This is a genomic window from Dictyobacter halimunensis (assembly GCF_036245075.1).
The window spans coordinates 2,385,866-2,402,580 of the sequence record NZ_BSRI01000001.1 but is presented as its reverse complement, the minus strand read 5'-3'; the positions used below and the strand labels follow the sequence as shown (position 1 = coordinate 2,402,580).

Annotated in this window: 16 protein-coding genes; 11 read left to right on the top strand and 5 right to left on the bottom strand. The window is 56.0% G+C overall.

Annotated elements, in window-relative coordinates; genetic code table 11:
• The first annotated feature begins 467 nt into the window (after positions 1-467).
• Genes AABA21_RS09665 through AABA21_RS09655 form a run of 3 tightly spaced genes read left to right on the top strand, consistent with a single transcriptional unit; the run spans position 468 to position 2,100 of the window.
• Positions 468-887: a hypothetical protein gene (locus tag AABA21_RS09665; protein WP_338249250.1), complete on the top strand. Its 420-nt coding sequence runs from the start codon at positions 468-470 to the stop codon at positions 885-887.
• A complete protein-coding gene (locus AABA21_RS09660; protein ID WP_420917106.1) occupies positions 817-1,848 on the top strand; it encodes an IS4 family transposase in 1,032 nt (343 codons plus the stop codon). Before AABA21_RS09665 ends, AABA21_RS09660 begins: the two co-directional genes overlap by 71 nt.
• A 9-nt stretch (positions 1,849-1,857) precedes the next feature.
• Positions 1,858-2,100 (top strand): hypothetical protein, encoded by a 243-nt coding sequence (locus AABA21_RS09655; RefSeq protein ID WP_338249247.1) that lies wholly within the window; start codon positions 1,858-1,860, stop codon positions 2,098-2,100.
• Positions 2,101-2,213: 113 nt separating this feature from the next.
• Here the strand turns inward: AABA21_RS09655 and AABA21_RS09650 are convergent, their stop codons facing one another.
• The 4 genes from AABA21_RS09650 to AABA21_RS09635 all read right to left on the bottom strand — a co-directional run bounded on the left by AABA21_RS09650 (position 2,214) and on the right by AABA21_RS09635 (position 7,771).
• Positions 2,214-3,416, bottom strand: a complete 1,203-nt coding sequence (locus AABA21_RS09650; RefSeq protein WP_338249246.1) for an enolase C-terminal domain-like protein — start codon at positions 3,414-3,416, stop codon at positions 2,214-2,216.
• Positions 3,417-3,631: 215 nt separating this feature from the next.
• Complete coding sequence (locus AABA21_RS09645; protein WP_338249244.1) at positions 3,632-5,272, bottom strand: peptide ABC transporter substrate-binding protein; 1,641 nt, start codon at positions 5,270-5,272, stop codon at positions 3,632-3,634.
• A gap of 271 nt (positions 5,273-5,543) precedes the next feature.
• On the bottom strand, positions 5,544-6,647 hold the full coding sequence (locus AABA21_RS09640) for a sensor histidine kinase (protein ID WP_338249242.1): 1,104 nt from the start codon (positions 6,645-6,647) through the stop codon (positions 5,544-5,546).
• 413 nt (positions 6,648-7,060) lie between these two features.
• Positions 7,061-7,771 (bottom strand): hypothetical protein, encoded by a 711-nt coding sequence (locus AABA21_RS09635; protein ID WP_338249240.1) that lies wholly within the window; start codon positions 7,769-7,771, stop codon positions 7,061-7,063.
• 569 nt (positions 7,772-8,340) lie between these two features.
• Here AABA21_RS09635 and AABA21_RS09630 point away from each other — a divergent pair.
• From AABA21_RS09630 to AABA21_RS09610, 5 genes are all read left to right on the top strand, one after another.
• Positions 8,341-9,006, top strand: a complete 666-nt coding sequence (locus AABA21_RS09630; protein WP_338249238.1) for an alpha/beta hydrolase — start codon at positions 8,341-8,343, stop codon at positions 9,004-9,006.
• 364 nt (positions 9,007-9,370) lie between these two features.
• Positions 9,371-10,687 (top strand): DUF4352 domain-containing protein, encoded by a 1,317-nt coding sequence (locus AABA21_RS09625; RefSeq protein WP_338249237.1) that lies wholly within the window; start codon positions 9,371-9,373, stop codon positions 10,685-10,687.
• A 256-nt stretch (positions 10,688-10,943) separates the two neighbouring features.
• Positions 10,944-11,375, top strand: coding sequence for a MarR family winged helix-turn-helix transcriptional regulator (locus tag AABA21_RS09620; RefSeq protein WP_338249236.1), 432 nt, complete (start codon positions 10,944-10,946; stop codon positions 11,373-11,375).
• Positions 11,372-12,172, top strand: a complete 801-nt coding sequence (locus tag AABA21_RS09615; protein ID WP_338249234.1) for an ABC transporter ATP-binding protein — start codon at positions 11,372-11,374, stop codon at positions 12,170-12,172. Before AABA21_RS09620 ends, AABA21_RS09615 begins: the two co-directional genes overlap by 4 nt.
• The gene (locus AABA21_RS09610) at positions 12,129-13,004 is read left to right on the top strand and encodes an ABC transporter permease (RefSeq protein ID WP_338249232.1); all 876 of its coding nucleotides are present in this window, start codon (positions 12,129-12,131) and stop codon (positions 13,002-13,004) included. The genes AABA21_RS09615 and AABA21_RS09610 overlap by 44 nt, the downstream gene beginning before the upstream one ends.
• 61 nt (positions 13,005-13,065) lie before the next feature.
• On the opposite strand, the gene AABA21_RS09605 is transcribed toward AABA21_RS09610, so the two are convergent.
• Complete coding sequence (locus AABA21_RS09605; protein ID WP_338249230.1) at positions 13,066-13,578, bottom strand: nucleotidyltransferase domain-containing protein; 513 nt, start codon at positions 13,576-13,578, stop codon at positions 13,066-13,068.
• Positions 13,579-13,895: 317 nt separating this feature from the next.
• Between AABA21_RS09605 and AABA21_RS09600 the strand changes: the two genes are divergently transcribed.
• The 3 genes from AABA21_RS09600 to AABA21_RS09590 all read left to right on the top strand — a co-directional run bounded on the left by AABA21_RS09600 (position 13,896) and on the right by AABA21_RS09590 (position 16,567).
• Positions 13,896-14,522 (top strand): TetR/AcrR family transcriptional regulator, encoded by a 627-nt coding sequence (locus tag AABA21_RS09600; RefSeq protein ID WP_338249228.1) that lies wholly within the window; start codon positions 13,896-13,898, stop codon positions 14,520-14,522.
• Positions 14,523-14,548: 26 nt separating this feature from the next.
• Positions 14,549-15,784: a beta-ketoacyl-ACP synthase II gene (fabF, locus tag AABA21_RS09595; RefSeq protein WP_338249226.1), complete on the top strand. Its 1,236-nt coding sequence runs from the start codon at positions 14,549-14,551 to the stop codon at positions 15,782-15,784.
• Between the two features lie 171 nt (positions 15,785-15,955).
• A complete protein-coding gene (locus tag AABA21_RS09590; RefSeq protein WP_338249224.1) occupies positions 15,956-16,567 on the top strand; it encodes a DUF308 domain-containing protein in 612 nt (203 codons plus the stop codon).
• The last annotated feature ends 148 nt before the right edge of the window (positions 16,568-16,715 follow it).

The window sequence follows — 16,715 nt, the reverse complement described above, 5'->3', positions numbered from 1 at the left end:
GAAAAGATGTGGAAGGATTTGTGGAGGGGCTGTTGTAATAACTATGCGTGCTGTGGCCTATCATCAATCTGTTACACAGAGAGAGCCACAAAGCAAAAGAAACACTGTACAGACAAAGAGTACAGTCGTGATTAGTGCGCACCCGCCACAAATGTAAATGAGAGGACTTGCATAAAATCCCTTTCTAGAAATCGAGGTTACCTGGTCAGTATACAGGCCCCCCACATAAAAGTCAAGCATACAATAATCACGGGGTGTCATTCATGTTGTTGCAAAAAGAGCACGCCCCGAAAACCGGCACGCCCCCACCAACACGATACGCCCATGTAGGGTCGACCTTCAACGGCATCTGTTGATACTAAATAGCCAAAAGGTCTCTGGATTGGGGGGAGACTTGCCAGCGTGGCAAACATCGAGGAAAATCCAAAGAAATTGTCTTCACACGTTTTCGAAAGGATCTTCCTCGTATGCCTTATCATACCGCATCTCAGCCAGAAGAGGCGAATGCCGATTCGCTCTCACAACAGATGGTTGACTGCTTGCAACGCATCATCGCCCCTCCTGATCCCCCTGCTGCTGCAGTGAGCCGCCCTCGTGGACGACCCGCGGTGCTCTCCCCCGAGCATCTGTGTCTGGCGGTCCTGCTGGCGCTGCTGCGCGGCTTGAAGAGCTATGCCTGCGTCTGGCGCCTGATCACCTGGTCGGGAGTCGGCCACTTTCCTCTCTTGCCCCATACTCGTGACGCCATCCGCAAACGCCTGTTGCACACCTCCCTCGACGTCTGGCAGCGCCTCCTTGCTGCGCGTGAGCACCGGCTTGCATGCCCAAACCCAGGCGGTAGCCCAGTGCGATCTGCTTCCCTGGGTTTCCCATATCTTCGCTCTTGATCAAACGACGCTCGATGCTGTCCAGCGGCGCATGCAGGATGTGCGCGATGAAGCCGTGGACAGTCCACGCCTGCTGGTCGGCAGACTGGCCGCCCTCTTTGATGTCCGCCGCCAGCAATGGGTCCGTATCCTCTTTCGTGAGGACGTCTTTGCCAATGAAAAACTCCTCGTCCAGGACGTGGTGCGCGGGTTGCCCGCTGGCAGCCTGCTGCTGGCCGACCTGGGCTACTTCAGCTTTCCCTGGTTTGACTGGCTGACGGACCAGGGCTTTTTCTGGCTCTCGCGGATGCGGGAGAAAACCTCCTACCAGATCCTGCACGTCTTTGTGCAACACGGCACCACGCTAGACGCCCTCATCTGGCTGGGAGCCTACCGCGCCGATCGCTGTGCCCACCGGGTGCGCCTGATCCAGTTTGAGCATCACGGCAAGCTGTACCAGTATCTGACCAACATCTGCGAACCCGATCGCTTGAGCATGAGCGAGGCCGCTCGCCTCTACGCGCGGCGCTGGGAGATCGAGCTGGCCTTCAAAGCGCTCAAATGCACGCTGGGCATTCGCGTGTGGTGGTCCTGCGATCCCCTCCTGGTGCTTCAGCAGCTCTTCGCCGCCTTCATCCTGGCTCAGGTGCTCCATGCGCTCCATGCTCAGGTGGCCTTCGCCGCCCAGGTCCCCCTCTTCGACGTGTCCTTGCCCGTGCTTGCCACCTTGCTTGCTCAGGCGCCTACGCGATCGGATGGGCAGCCCCTGATCCAGCGACTGCTCGAGGTGGGTCGGCGCCAGGGCTTGATCCGGCCCTCGCGGCGCATTGAGCCAGTCGTCCCAGCGCTGCTTCGGTCCTACGCCCCGGCCCCACCTGATCTGCCGACCATCCGCACGCCACGCTACGCCCATCGTATCCATCAGTCACGTTCGGATCGACCCGACTTTGTGCCTCGTTTTTTCACCTTCATCGTGATTTAGTATCAACAGATGCCTTCAACGGTCGACCGGGCTGCCAGCGCCAGCGACGGCAGCCCCCGTACCCCCACGACACCGCTTCCCCTCTCTTTCATGGCGGCCCGCGCTGTACCCACCCGCAACGTTGCGCTGGCGTACCCAAAAACGAACGTTCCTCCTGGGGTACCACGTGGGGCGAGATGTTCTCCACGAGAAGCCGAACCGGCCGGGCACGGGGCCGCAATCGCTGACGATCGCGGCCCGGTCGACCGTTGAAGGTCGACCCTACATGGGCGTTCCGATTTTTGCAAAAACGTGAATGACACCCATAATCACGTAATCGCGGGGCGCGAGGCCCGAACCTATGGAACACGTTGGTTCGCGTGGGATTACGGGCGGGCGGCGGTGCCATCCCAGGAGCGGGCCAGGGTCCATTCGGGTGGCCCCTCGGTGCAGGGATAGCGGGCGGCCTGCTGTTCGTCGATGTCGATGCCCAGGCCAGGCCTGTCGTTGGCGTACATATAGCCACCGCGCAGCTCAGGACAACCGGGGAAGACCTCTTGCTCCTGCTCGCTGAAGGCGTGGCCTTCCTGAATGCCAAAGTTGTGGCTGCTGAGATCAAGGTGCAGGTTGGCGGCGTGTCCCACCGGAGAGGTATCTCCAGGACCATGCCAGGCGGTGCGCACCCCAAAGGCTTCGCCGAGCGTGGCCAGCTTTTTCGCGGGCGTCAGACCACCGATCTGGCTGATGTGCACGCGGATAAAGTCGATCCAGCGATTGGTGATCAGAGGGATCCATTCGTGGGGATTGTTGAACAGCTCACCCATGGCGATCGGCGTGGCGCATTGCTGGCGCAACATGGAGAAATAGCCATTCTGCTCAGGCGGCAAAGGATCCTCCAGAAAGAAGAGCCGATAGGGCTCAAGCTGTTTAGCCAGCCGGATGGCCTCGATGGGTGGCAGGCGCTCGTGCACGTCGTGCAGGAGCTCAATGGCGTATCCCAGGTGGCCGCGCAAATAGTCAAACAGGCGCGGCACGCTGCGTGCATAGGCTTCGGGATCATAATAGACGCCCGGCAGCGCCTGATCTGGCGGAACCTTGAGCTCCGTGCGCCCACCATAGCCGCCCCACTGGCAGCGGATATGCTGATAGCCCTGCTCCATGTACGCCTGCACGCTTTCCAGCACCTGCGCCTCATCACGTCCATCGGCGTGGCGATAGACGGCGGCTCCCTCGCGGCACTTGCCGCCCAGTAGCTCATAGACCGGCATATTCGCCAGTTTGCCCTTGATATCCCACAGCGCCATATCCACCCCGGAAATAGCATTGTTGAGGGTTGGACCATTGCGCCAGTACGAATTCTGATACATCGTCTGCCAGAGGTCTTCAATCCTCATCACATCTTTGCCCAGCAGAAAGGGCTTGAGGTAATCCACAACAGCGGAGCGTACCGTCAATGGACGCTGCGTGAAGGTCGCGCAGCCAACGCCATAGAGTCCCGGTTCGCTTGTCTCAACTTTAACGATTACCAGACGACTGGTGTCTGGCATCGTCAGGATGACACGCACATCCCTGATGGTGATGTTTGGCATACTTCCTCTTTTCTAGCCAGTTGCGTTGTTTATGCATAAGCTTAACATTTTTTCATAGTGTTCTTCAACCATGCCTGCGAGAGTTTTCGCACCTGCGGTGCTCAGGAGTCAGTTTTGTGTTGTTGCATGGGGGCGTATTCGCGTCCCCATGCAACAACACAAAAAAACCCCGGCGACTCAGGCTGAGTCACCGGGGTTTGGAACGCCAAGACAGGCTATTTGGTCAGGTAGACATCGGACCAGTCGCCGAAGTAGAGTCCGTTGCTGTTCATGGTGACACCATGGATTTTGGACGGAATGATCGCCGCGGCTGACTGGTGGTCGATCGGCAACCAGCCAACATTATCGATGGCGATCCGCTCAGCTTTGGCATACAGGGCCAGACGAGCATCACCGGAGGTCTGTTCGGCCTGGGCCACGGTCTGATCGAACTGCGGATTGCTCCAGTTGCCGTTGTTATTGGCGGAGTTCGAGAGCAGGCTGAGATCCAACCACTCATAGGGGTCCGGGAAGTAGACGCCCCATTGCGTAAAGCCAAACTGGATGGTACGCTTGGTCGTCTCAGCGTTATAGCTGGTCAACTCCACCGAATTGAGCTTTACCTTCACACCCAGATTATCCTGCCACATCTGCTGCAGGGCTTCAGCCAGTTCAGGCGTAACCTGCGACGATGGATAGGAGAAGGTAATCGGCGGTATCTTGCTCACGTCAGGATAGGCGCTCTTGAGCAGGGACTTCGCCTTGTCTGGATTAAATGGGATGCCGGGATAGTCGGCCTGCGAACCGGGCATGCCGGGCGGGATGATAGTGCTGGCCGGCGTTACCGTGTCATGGAAGATGGTTTTGGCCAGCGCCTGCTTATTGATGGCGGCGGCGAATGCCTGGCGCACCGCTGTCTTATCGAAGGGGGCCATCTTATTGTTAAAGAACAGCAGATCGCTCTCCAAGACCGGCTTGCGCACAAAACCAGGCATACTCTGCGCCTGCAGCTGGTCATTGGTAGTCAATCCCCACACCAGATCGTACTGGCCGGCCTGATAGGCCTTGAACGCGGTCGAGGCGTCGTTCACGAAGGACATCTGTACTTCTTTGAGCTGCGTCTTCTTACCATAATAGTGTGGATTGGGGGCAAAAACCATCTTCACCCCATGCTGCCACGATTTGACCATGAACGGGCCGGAGCCAATAGCGCTGCCCGCGACGTGGTTCACCCAGTCCGTCTGCCCATACTGCTCGATCACCTTCTGGTTTAGAGGCCGGAACATGGAGACCGTCAGCAGCTGCAGGAAATAGGAGGTGGGGCGAACCAGTGTAACCTGCAAGGTATGATCATCCAGCGCCTTCACGCCGGTCAGGGTTTTGGTCTTACCATTAATGACATCGCTGGCGCCCTGAATAGCTTCTTCCAGAACCGGGCCAACCGGCGATTTCACCTCTGGCAGTAAGGCGCGCGTCCAGGTGTAGACATAAGACTGCGCCGTAATCGGGGTGCCATCAGAAAAGGTAATATCATTGCGTAGATGAAATGTATAGACCCGATTATCTTTCGACACATCCCACGAGGTGGCCTGGTCAGGCTGTGCCTTCAGATTCTGATCCGCGCGCACCAGCCCGCTGAAAATCATATTCACGGCCTGGTTAGAATTGGCATCGGGACCACTGGCGGGATCAAGTTTACCGATATCGGCGGTTCCCACATTGGGGAAACGCAGCACCTGGTTGGTGGCAGGGGTAGAAGAATTATTGCTCTTGGAAGGCGTGCTGGTCGCTCCACCGCAGGCGCTGAGCAGCACAACAACGGCCGTCAGCAAGAGCAAGGAAAGTGAACGCGGAAGTTGGCTCCGCCATGCAGACATAAATAAGTACTCGCTTTCTGTTACAGATACGTTGAAACATGATACCCTGAGAAAATCGCAATTATAGCACAACCATAACGGCGGCACACAGACCTATCCAGGTAGCAATGTCGGACAGACAGTCGCCTCTGTCCCGCGCAGTTTATCTATACGTTTCACGTATGTATTGAAGATTCAGATGTTGCCTTAGTTAAAACGCCGCGGGCTTATCTTTTTATTCCTCTTGCGTTTATTCACAGGGAACTGGGTCGCACGAATTTTGTCAACGATGCTATTGGACGGGGAGGGAGACAAAAAAGGTGGCGCCGCCATTGGGTGAGGCCTCGGCCCAGATACGGCCATGATGCTGCTCAACGATCTCGCGGCAGATCGTCAGGCCAATACCCCATCCTGATTGGGTCGCTTCAGCCTCGGGAGCACGGTAAAAGAGGTCAAAGACCCTTCTCAGAGACGCTTCCGATAGCTGAGGACCCTCATTGTGGACCTGGAGCACGACCTCGCGTGGTTCCTGGTTCAGGGCGACGCTAATAATGGTATCCTCTGTCGAATACTTGATCGCGTTGTTGAGCAGGTTCGTAACTACCTGTGCTAACCGCTTCTGGTCGGCATAGAGAAGGCCATGCTCTCCCGTCTCAGTGAAAGTAATATCGCGGCCTGAAACCTCGCGCTGTTCCACCACCACCTCGCGACAGACATCCACTATATCACAGCTATCAAAGTGCATGGACAGCGTCCCAACGCGCAGGCTATTGAGATCCAGCAGATCATCCAGCAAGAGTTGCATGTCTGCCGCCCGCGCAGACACCTTCTCGAAATGCTTCTGGAGAGTGGCTTGAGAAACGCTGTCCGTGAAATTTCGTAAACGACGCAGGGCCAGTTGTGCCTGTCCCCGAATCGTCGTCAATGGCGTACGCAGTTCGTGCGTCGCGCGCGCAATAAACTGATCTTTTATACGTGAAGCTTGCTCAAGCTCCTGGTTCGCCTGCTTGAGCTGCCGGGTAACCATCGACAACCTGGCAACCAGCACAACAACCAGCAGATCGCTGATCACAAAAGGACCACCGATCGCGCTATCGCGACCAACATCGGATGTAAAAACACCGGGCACGATAAAATATTGCGCGGCCACCAATCCCAGTACCAGCGAAAACAGACCCGGTCCGATACCCCAGGTCAGAGCGATCACAATCGAGACCAACCCAAGAGGAGCAATCGCGAAGTAGGGAGCCTTTGCCAGGAACACATCCATATTCTTCAGCATAATCATCGCGGCGATCAGCAAGATGCTAGCGAGATAACCAAACGCGGATGTATGCCAGAAGGAATACGTAGCACGGGGGGAGATGGGGAAAAACGCACAGAAAAAGCTTTGCATATGATTGCACCTTTTTTCTCCATGATTTTCTAGACGTATCAAGAAGTTGAAAACATGCGTATTGCCTACATCCATGATTGCAGGTAGACACTTCAACACACAAAAAACGTCCGAAAACAGCATGAAGAGTCAGGGGGGTGTCAGACACACTTTTTACAGATGGAGGTATGCGCCCCCGCACGGGCGTCCGCTACGCGGCCGCACTGGTTTTTGTGTATAGGTGCAACAGGGGCGCAATCGCGCCCCTGTTGCACCTATATACAAAGTACTCTGAGCACCACCGATGCGAAATCCACAGCACGCGCAGGCAATGATCTTGCGTGTCAGACACATTCTTGAGAAAAAGCGGATGCAGGGGCGCAATCGCGCCCCTGCATCCATATAAACACATCTTTTGCGCAGGGCGTATGTTATCAGGAGGCCTGGCGGCTTACCTGGGTCTGGTTGACGATGTGGGGGAAGCCATCTTTGCAGTCGACGATATAGCGGGCGGCGATAGTGCTGGCTGAGGATGCTCCGGAGGACGCATGGTATCCCCTGGAATTGGGTTTGCGGCTGGTGACTACCTTACCAGGAGGGATACTATACAGGACCTCACCTGTAAATTCGCGTTCGCGCTCTTTCAGGGTTACCGTCTCACCGGGCTGATAATCACCCTCGCTGGCCGGTCCGAATAGCCGGGCGCACTGCTCTCTATCGTTGCCATTGAACGGATAGGGCTCATAGACACGCTGTCCATCCTTGATGCGCTCGGCGATAGCGATGCGCTCATCGGTCTCCAGCGTAACGATCCACAGGCTCAAAAATTCTTCTGGCTTCGTGACATCCACGGGACTCCACATCAGCACTTTGAGGTCTGCATCGTCATGCACACTTTGCAGGGCCGCATGGGCCAGCAAATTAATGCGCACACGCCGCAAGACAGAATCGGCCTCGAACTGGTTAAACTCGATCAGAGGAGCAATCTCAATCCCATTGATATATACTATAGCTCGCATTCCATGTTGTTTCCAGTCCACAGGATCCAGGTGGAAGTGAAGCTGCTCACAGATAGCAGCGAGTTGCTTAATTTTCTGGCTGGCCTCTTGTTGTTCCTCAACCAGATTTCGGCGTGTGTAGGTCATGATGTTCAGGCTCCTCTACGGCAGATATACCATTCCGCCTGGTGAACTGCTTTCAATTAGCACAACCGCAGGCAAGCAGACAGGCAGGTATACCACTTAAACTATATGAGCGCAGCCACCTGAGAGAATGACTGGTCGTGTGACGCTAGCACAACGACTGCGCCGTAAGACAGAGTTAATTGCGATCGAGTGGCGTCGACATGCTCTTTATGATAGCTTATTGGAATATATATGATGTAGATAAACGCAAACAACAGCTTCCGCGCACTTCTGTGTTATCGGAAGAGTCGTAGCATCCCAGGATACGATTGAGTTGTACGGGGAGAACCAAACTTCGGCATATCCCCTGAGAGGAAAAATTTAGGTATAATTTTTCTCTTCTTATTAAGTCACATTTTTTCAAGCGATGTCAAATATTCAATGAGCTGAGAAGTCCTGTTGCCAAAGTAAACGGTGAGGCTAATAATGACTTTCAGATCCGTAAGCGTTATACTCTTATGCACATGCTTATGCTATCACCACATATTCATCTGGAGGCGTCAGGGCCTTCAACCCAGGGAGAAAATAGATTGGACAATCCACCTGTTAATAAAATTACCGGTATACACCGTGGTCAACCCGTACTGATGGCGGGCGAACAGCTGGATCAGGCGCGGGCGGCCATGATTATGATGCATGGACGTGGCGCCTCCGCGCGTGATATTCTTGGCTTAACCACCGAATTGCAGCCGTCAGGCTTCGTCTATATCGCCCCGCAGGCGGCCGGAAGCACATGGTATCCCACCAGTTTCCTGGCCCCGCTCAGCAGCAACGAACCGGATCTCTCCTCAGCCCTATCGGTGATTGGGCAGCTACTGGATAGCCTGCGCGAGGCGGGCATCGCGCCCGAGCGCACAATCCTGCTGGGCTTCTCACAGGGTGCCTGCCTCTCGCTTGAGTTCGCGGCACGCAACGCCCGCCGCTATGGTGGAATCGCGGCCCTCAGCGGTGGGCTGATCGGACCAAATACGCTCCCGCGCGACTATCCAGGCTCACTGGCGGACACACCCGCCTTTCTGGGCTGCAGCGATCACGATCCCCACATCCCGAAGGAGCGCGTCGACCTGTCGGCCGATGTGCTGCAGCGCATGGGGGCAACCGTCTCCAAACGCATCTACCCCCGCATGGGCCACACCGTCAACGACGATGAGATCGCACATGTGAACGCCATGATGCAAGCCCTTATCGCGTCCTGAAACAGGCAACAGGCGGAGGCACTGGAAACACAATATATTCCAGAACCTCCACCTTTTTCATCATCCCCACCAGGGTTTGGTGCATTTTGACACAGTATGTGGTAACTATTGGGAACATACATTTCATCTCCTACATACACTACTTCTGCATGTAGATAGTGTGGCATTGCCTGAAAGCTTTGCCAGCATACGTGTAGCATTCCGTTGTCCGTTATATCTACAACCTCATTCACGGGCGTCTAATTTGATACCAAAGAATCGGCTGTGTTTATCGTTCATTAGATAGTGTAAAGCTGACAAGCGTTCGGTTATTCAATCGATCAGGCAGAAGCACTTTTTCAGCTCCAGATTAAAGGAGAGGAACATGCAGGACCCACAAACACCCTTATGCCGATATTGCGGAACTCCTGTGCAGTCAGGACAGCGTTTTTGCTCAAATTGTGGGCGAACAACGGAGGGCAATATCAACCAACCGACAGAGCGTTCAGTCGACGCGGAAGATACAGCCCTCCCAGGTCAGCGTCCACAAACGCCTCCACCACCACCTCCCGCTTCTTATGAAAGTGGGCAGCGAGCAGGCTACCAGGCACAGAATTATCAAGCGGATACCCCTGTCTACCAACCACAGTCTGGCTATCGCCCAGATGGGCCACCACCGATGGCACAAAGCCAGGTTCCTGCCTATGCCACGCCAACCAAAGACTCATCACGCAGCGTCTTGCGACAGGTGGGATGCGGCTTTCTAGTGGTCGCCCTGCTCATCCTGGGACTCTGCGGAGGCGCTGGCTACTTTGTCTATCACCAGGTAGCGGGCGCGGTCCAGCAGGCCAGCACCCAGCACACGACCAGCACCTACACTAATGGCGACACAAGCACCACCGACACAAAAACTGTCTCAACCCCTGTAGTTACAACCCTGAACATCCAACCGATCACCTATTCCAGCGTAAAGTTCACCATTCAGAATGTCCAGCAGGCGAGCAGCTTTACAGACGACGATAACAACAATTCAGGCGTCCTGCGCATCACGCTCAGCGAAGAAAACACGTCCACAAACTCGTCCTTCTACTCATACTCTGATTCAATGCTCTTATTATTACCGGATAGTACAAGCGTTCATCCGAACAAAGAACAGCACTACTCGGCGCCTGACGCATCCGTCAAGCGCAGCAACTGGATCGATTTTCCTGTTTCTACCAGCATCAAACCCGACCAGTTAACCCTGCGCATCGGTACGGCCAATGAATCGCAGATGGATATTCCGCTCAAGAGCGAGACCGACGTCTCCAAATATCAGCCGGTGAGTAGCACGCCCAACAAGGTCCTGCAATACGCGGGCGCGAACTGGACCATCACCAGGGCCACCAAACAGACCAGCTATGGCGGCAAGCAGGTCGATAAAGGCAACGTTTTTGTAGTAGTGAACCTCAAGATCGACAACAACTCAGAGAAGACCGTCTATCCCTTCCCTTCGGACATAATGCGGCTCCAATCCGGCAACACCGTCAACAAGCCCGACTCAAACACCCTGGAATCAAGCATCGCCCCAGGCCAGACCAACTCTCAGGGAGCGTGCGTGTTCATCATGCCCGCCGACTCAACCGATTTCACCTTCATCTTCTTACCCAACGCCCTCCTCAACACCACCCAGCAAGTAACCGGCACCTTCCAGATCAAATAAAAACAATAAGATATGAGTTGGAGCACCGGGGGCGCGACCGCGCCCCCGGTGCTCCAACTCATATCTTATTGACACATAAAGCAGGGAGGTGCTGGAGGGGCGGCGAGCCCCTCCAGCCGGGGTTTGGGGTGTCCCCATAAACCTCCCTCCCCCTCTCCCCGCCTGCGGCGGGGATACAAAATGAATTGATAAAACGCTATATTTTGATGTATAATTATTTTGAACATCAAAACAATTCATCATCAAAGGATCATGTATGGCAACGGAACGTTTGACGGAAGACTTACTACTACTGGTGCGTCTGCTACGGCCATCACGGCACACGGATATGACGCCGCAGCAATACTGGCTGCTGCGCCACCTGCGCTACTCAGGCCCACAGAGCATCGGGGAGCTGGCGCAGGCGCTGGGGATCACCACCGGTTCTGCGACCGTGGCCTGCAAGCGCCTGGAAAAGGCGGGGCTGATCACGCGCGAACGGCAGGCCGAGGATGAGCGGGTAGTACAGGTCGCGTTAACCGAACCGGGTCGCACACAGATTGATGAAGTCCTCCAACAGAGGCGCAAATCGTTGACCCATTTATTGCAGGTACTTGATGAGCCAGAGCAGCAGGAGCTACAGCGGCTGATCGAGCGCCTGCTGGACGCGGCAGAAGCTCAAGGATTTGGAGAAATGGAAAAGAAATGACACCCATCATTGAAGTATCTCATCTTGTAAAAAAATTTGGGGACTACGCGGCCGTCAATGATGTGAGCTTTGAGGTGGAAAAAGGCGAGGTATTTGGTCTTCTGGGGCCAAACGGTGCCGGTAAAAGTACGACCATCAAGATGCTCACAACGCTGCTCAGTCCTACATCAGGACGAGCGAACGTCGATGGCTTTGATATCGCCCATCAGACGACGGCGGTCCGCCATAGTCTGGGCTATGTGCCGCAGGCTCTGTCGGCCGACGGAAATCTGACCGGCTATGAGAACCTGCTGATCTTCGCCAAGCTCTATGATCTGCCGCGCAGCATCCGCGATGCCCGCGTGAAGGAGGTGCTGTCGTTCGTGGGGCTGAGCGACGCGGGGGCACAGCTGGTGCGCCAGTATTCGGGCGGCATGATTCGTCGTCTGGAGGTTGCCCAGGCACTGCTCCACCAACCGCACGTCCTCTTCCTGGACGAACCAACGGTGGGACTCGATCCCATTGCGCGCCAGGCGATCTGGGAGCACCTGATGCAGCTACGGGAAGAATCCAACATGACCGTCTTTTTGACCACCCACTCGATGGAGGAGGCCGATAGCCTGTGCACACGCATCGGCATCATGCATCGAGGCAAGATCGCCGCGATCGGCACGCCAGATGAGCTCAAGGCGGCCGTAGGTGGCGAGAACGTAACCCTGAACGATGTATTTGTTCATTTCGCGGGCGATGCCCTTGAGTCAGGAGGAACCTACCGTGACGCTTCACGAGCACGACGTACAGCACGAAGACTTGGCTAAAGCCAATGCCCAGTCCCAGCCATACCAGGCACCCACCTCGCCACTGGCCTTGCTGGCCAACTTCTTCGGCAAGACCCTGACGATCGCAGAATGGGAAGCACGTAAGATCCGTCACGACTTCACGGACCTGATTACACGCGCGGTGCAGCCCGCGCTGTGGATCCTGGTCTTTGGCGAGGTCTTCACCCGCATCCGCGCCATCCCCACTGGCAGCAAGAATGTAAGCTATCTGGAGTTCATGGCCCCAGGCATCCTGGCACAGAGCGTCCTCTTTATCTCGATCTTCGCCGGAATCGCGATTATCTGGGAACGAGACCTGGGCGTCATTCATAAGTTTCTGGCCAGCCCCACGCCACGCGGCTCACTGGTGCTGGGTAAGGCGCTCTCCTCCGGTATCCGCGCCCTGCCACAGGCCGTCGTAATCTACCTGCTCGCTCTGATCCTGGGCGTCAAGATGAACTTTAATCCACTGGCCCTGCTCGGCGTGCTTGTATTCGTCGTCATGGGAGCGGGCTGCTTCTCCACCTTCTCTCTGATCATCGCCTGCCTGCTCAAAACGCGCGATCGCGTGATGGGTATTGGACAGGTCCTGACGATGCCGATGTTCTTCGCCAGTAACGCCATCTATCCCATCGCCATCATGCCAGGCTGGCTACAGGCCATCGCCCACATCAATCCACTCACCTATGTCGTGGATGGACTACGCTCCCTGATGCTGGCCGATACCGCCATTGATATAGCCAGCGTCGGCCGAGACTTCGGCATCCTGCTGGTCGTCACCGTCGTACTGGTATCGATCGGCGCCGCGCTCTATCCACGCATCGTCCAATAACGACATTGAGAGGCAGGTCCATTTAGAGGAAAGACCTGCCTCTCAAGCGTTCGCAACAGTGTTATGCCTGAAATTGCGCTGGCAACGAGAGCTGGAAAGCCTCGCCCAAGAGGCGCATATCGCGTTGATCCCTGGCAGTGGGCTCGTATCCCAGGTGGCATAAGAGCTGCGCCTCGGCCGTCACGCAGGGCACGGTCACGCCGGAGATTGTACCATGTCCCGCGAAGCCGTCGGCGGGATAGTGGAAGGGCGTCCCATCCTGCAGCTGCTGAATGCCATCACCCTGATCATCAAAATACACAGGATGGAAATCGATGCTCAGACCGCTCGTATGCTGCATGACAAAGCGCGTTGGCAGCTCATCTTCCACCATGGTATAGTCAGCATCCTCCAAACTCCGTCGCACCAGCCCCACCTGATCCAGCCTGATCACCACATCCACGTCGCTGTGCTCACGCGTCTGCCTGCCCAGCAAGGCATCCACGCCCCAGCCGCCATCCAGCCAGAGCTGCACGCCCACGGACGCCAACATCTGTATAATCTTCAACACATTCTGTGCCTGCATCATCATCATCAATACATCCTTTAAAGGAGAGTTTCACCTCTATTGTAACGCAATTTTTATTGGGGATACATTTTCGTGGGGGTACGGGGCCGCAAGCGGTCAGGCGCCCTCGAGGGGCGCCGCGACAGGGGCGTTTTCGCTTTTGGGGAGACGTTTCTCGTTGGAGGGAACATTTCACATTCAGTTTTTTTGTGACGTTGCGGGTTTTAGGATGTGTTGCAGGTTGGTGGCGTTGTGATTTAAGGGGGGTGGTTGACGGTGTTGGAGGTGCTGTGGTATTGTGTACTATATAGTACACAATGATTGGGAGAAGGGAAAGAGCGTTTATGGGTAGACCCAGCGATGCCAGGAAGCGGCTGATCGAGGCGGCACGTACGGTCATTTTTACTCACAGCTATGAGAGCGTCAGCATCGATGAGCTATGCGCGGCGGCGGGCGTCCATAAGAGCAGTTTCTATCATTTCTTCGCCTCCAAGCAGGAACTGATGCTGGCGGCCATAGAGACACAATGGCAGTCATTGGAGACCACTCTCATACAGACCTTTGCCAGTCACATACCTCCGCCAGAGCGATTCTTGCGCTTCTTCGAGCTGACGCTACAGCAGCAGATGGAGCTACAGCAGCGGCACGAACATATGCGCGGCTGCCCAGCGGGCAACCTGACGCTGGAGCTCAGCACGCAAAATGAGCCGATCCGCCTCCGTCTGCAGCAGCTTTTTCAGCAATGGCTCGCCTATTTTGAGCAGGCATTGGATGATGCCAGGGCCGAGAGGCTCATACCATCTGATATTGATACAACTACCACCGCCCAGATGTTGCTGGCGTATTTTGAGGGCGTGCTGCTACTGGCCAAGGGACAGAACAATCCTGCTCTGATCGCTACCCTGCGTCCAGGTATACTGGCTTTGATGCATTATCAAGACAAAGACTATCTTCCATTGATGAGTAAATAGACGAATATAAGAAGGAGCATCGTATCATGAAGCGTGTCGTTGTTACGGGCATTGGATTGGTGACGTCGCTGGGACATACGGTGGAGGAGACGTGGGAGGGGCTAAGCCAGGGCCGCTCGGGCATCAGTCCGATCAGCAATTTTGATGCCAGCGATTACCCGGTGCGATTCGCCGGCGAGGTCAAGAACTTTGATGCCAGCCCGTATATGGATCGCAAGGAGATCCGTCGCACTGATCCTTTTACGCACCTGGCGGTGGCCGCTTCGCGCCACGCACTGGACCACGCGGGACTGGAGATCAGCAAAGAGTTGTCACCAGAGATCGGGGTATGTATCGGCAGCGGCGTCGGCGGCTTTATCACCCTGCACGATCAGTTCAAGGTCCTGTACGAAAAGGGTCCGGACCGCGTCAGCCCTTTCCTGATACCCATGATGATGATCAACGCGGCCCCCGGTGTGGTCTCGCAGACAGTTGGGGCGCGTGGACCATCCTGGGCAGCGGTCTCGGCCTGCGCGACCAGCGGCAACGCCATCGGTGAGGCCTGGGAAACGATCCGGCGCGGTACGGCACGCGCCATGCTGGCAGGCGGATCGGAGAAGGCCGTTACCCCGCTGGGCATGGCCTCGTTCGCCAGGATGCAAGCCCTCTCGCGGCGCAACGAGGATCCACAGGGGGCTAGCCGCCCATTCGATGCCACGCGCGATGGCTTTGTGATGGGTGAGGGCGCCGGCGTACTGCTGCTCGAAGACCTGGAACTGGCCCAGGAGCGCGGCGCGACCATCCTGGCCGAACTGGTCGGCTATGGCTCGACCGCCGATGCTCATCACATCACCGAACCAGCCCCCGGCGGCTCGGGCCTGGTGATGGCCATGCAGCAAGCTCTGCAGGTCGCGGATCTGCGACCCGAGCAGATCGACTATATCAACGCCCACGGCACCTCGACCCATCTCAACGATGCCCGCGAGACCGAGGCCATCAAAACCTGCTTTGGGGAGCACGCCTACAAGGTCGCCATCAGCTCAACCAAGTCCATGATCGGACACACCTTTGGGGCCGCCGGAGCCATCGAGGCCGCGATCTCGGTGCTCAGCATCGTGCACAACCTGATGCCGCCCACCATCAACCTGCACCAGCCCGATCCCGAGTGCGACCTGGATTACATCCCCAACCAGGCGCGTCCCGGCAAAGTCGACGTCGCCCTCTCAAACTCGATGGGCTTTGGGGGCCACAACACCAGCCTGATCTTCCAACGCTACCAATAATCATCTGTGAAGGTGCCACAGGGACGCATCTGCGTCCCTGTGGCACCTTCACAGAATCCCATACAATATTTCATCCCTTTGGGGGATGTCCCGCAGCGGGGCGCGTGCTATATTCACCCTACCAGATTGAGACATCGAGGCGAAGATCGCCGGTTCACGAGGAGAAAGCATATGCAGCATCTGGTTCACAGTGTTCGCGCCACCACCACCTGGTGGATTGTCATGATACAGGGAATTATCGCCATCATCCTTGGTCTGCTGGTCTTGCTGGCACCCTTTAAGCTGGCTACTCTTCTGGTTCGCTTACTAGGAGCGTATCTTTTTATCTCTGGCATCCTCCTATTCTTCAACATGATTCGCACCAGGTCGTATCCAAAGTTCAAGATCGTCGCCGCCATCATCGGTATCGTCGCCGGCCTGCTGCTGATGATCTTCCGCATCTGGAGCCTGAGCGTACTACCACCCACAATCTTCCTGATGGGATCGATTCTGGGCATCATCTACGGCGTCAGCGAAATCATCCATGGCAGCAGCAACAGACAGTGGGATGACATCGGCATCGGCGTGCTGAGCACCATCATCGGCATCGCACTGCTGTTTCTGATGGTGCCGGTAGGCGGCTTCCTGGCCGTATCTCTGACGACGGTCGCGATAGCCGTGCCCTTTATCGTCTGCGTCAGCGCGATTGTGATCGGCGTCCTCCTGATCCGGCGGTCGCTCCGCCTACGGCACGCGCACGCCAGGCCGAGTCCGCCGCCCATGATGTCGGCCACTCAGGAGTAACTGTTCGCTCTGCCTTTCGATATGCACAGAGTATAAGGCTCAAGAGAAAAAAAGAGCATACAACAAAAATTGCGTATCTAGATGCAGATGGTATACTAAGTCTGAAAAGGCATAGAAATAATCACGTTCCCTCCCATTGAAAGGCAGA

Excerpts from the sequence above, each read along its gene's own strand:
- AABA21_RS09640 (WP_338249242.1), bottom strand. The coding sequence starts at position 6,647 with ATGCAAAGCTTTTTCTGTGCGTTTTTCCCCATCTCCCCCCGTGCTACG.
- AABA21_RS09605 (WP_338249230.1), bottom strand. The coding sequence starts at position 13,578 with ATGATGATGATGCAGGCACAGAATGTGTTGAAGATTATACAGATGTTG.
- AABA21_RS09635 (WP_338249240.1), bottom strand. The coding sequence starts at position 7,771 with ATGACCTACACACGCCGAAATCTGGTTGAGGAACAACAAGAGGCCAGC.
- fabF (WP_338249226.1), top strand. The coding sequence starts at position 14,549 with ATGAAGCGTGTCGTTGTTACGGGCATTGGATTGGTGACGTCGCTGGGA.
- AABA21_RS09625 (WP_338249237.1), top strand. The coding sequence starts at position 9,371 with ATGCAGGACCCACAAACACCCTTATGCCGATATTGCGGAACTCCTGTG.
- AABA21_RS09665 (WP_338249250.1), top strand. The coding sequence starts at position 468 with ATGCCTTATCATACCGCATCTCAGCCAGAAGAGGCGAATGCCGATTCG.
- AABA21_RS09590 (WP_338249224.1), top strand. The coding sequence starts at position 15,956 with ATGCAGCATCTGGTTCACAGTGTTCGCGCCACCACCACCTGGTGGATT.
- AABA21_RS09620 (WP_338249236.1), top strand. The coding sequence starts at position 10,944 with ATGGCAACGGAACGTTTGACGGAAGACTTACTACTACTGGTGCGTCTG.
- AABA21_RS09655 (WP_338249247.1), top strand. The coding sequence starts at position 1,858 with ATGCCTTCAACGGTCGACCGGGCTGCCAGCGCCAGCGACGGCAGCCCC.
- AABA21_RS09600 (WP_338249228.1), top strand. The coding sequence starts at position 13,896 with ATGGGTAGACCCAGCGATGCCAGGAAGCGGCTGATCGAGGCGGCACGT.
- AABA21_RS09650 (WP_338249246.1), bottom strand. The coding sequence starts at position 3,416 with ATGCCAAACATCACCATCAGGGATGTGCGTGTCATCCTGACGATGCCA.
- AABA21_RS09645 (WP_338249244.1), bottom strand. The coding sequence starts at position 5,272 with ATGTCTGCATGGCGGAGCCAACTTCCGCGTTCACTTTCCTTGCTCTTG.
- AABA21_RS09615 (WP_338249234.1), top strand. The coding sequence starts at position 11,372 with ATGACACCCATCATTGAAGTATCTCATCTTGTAAAAAAATTTGGGGAC.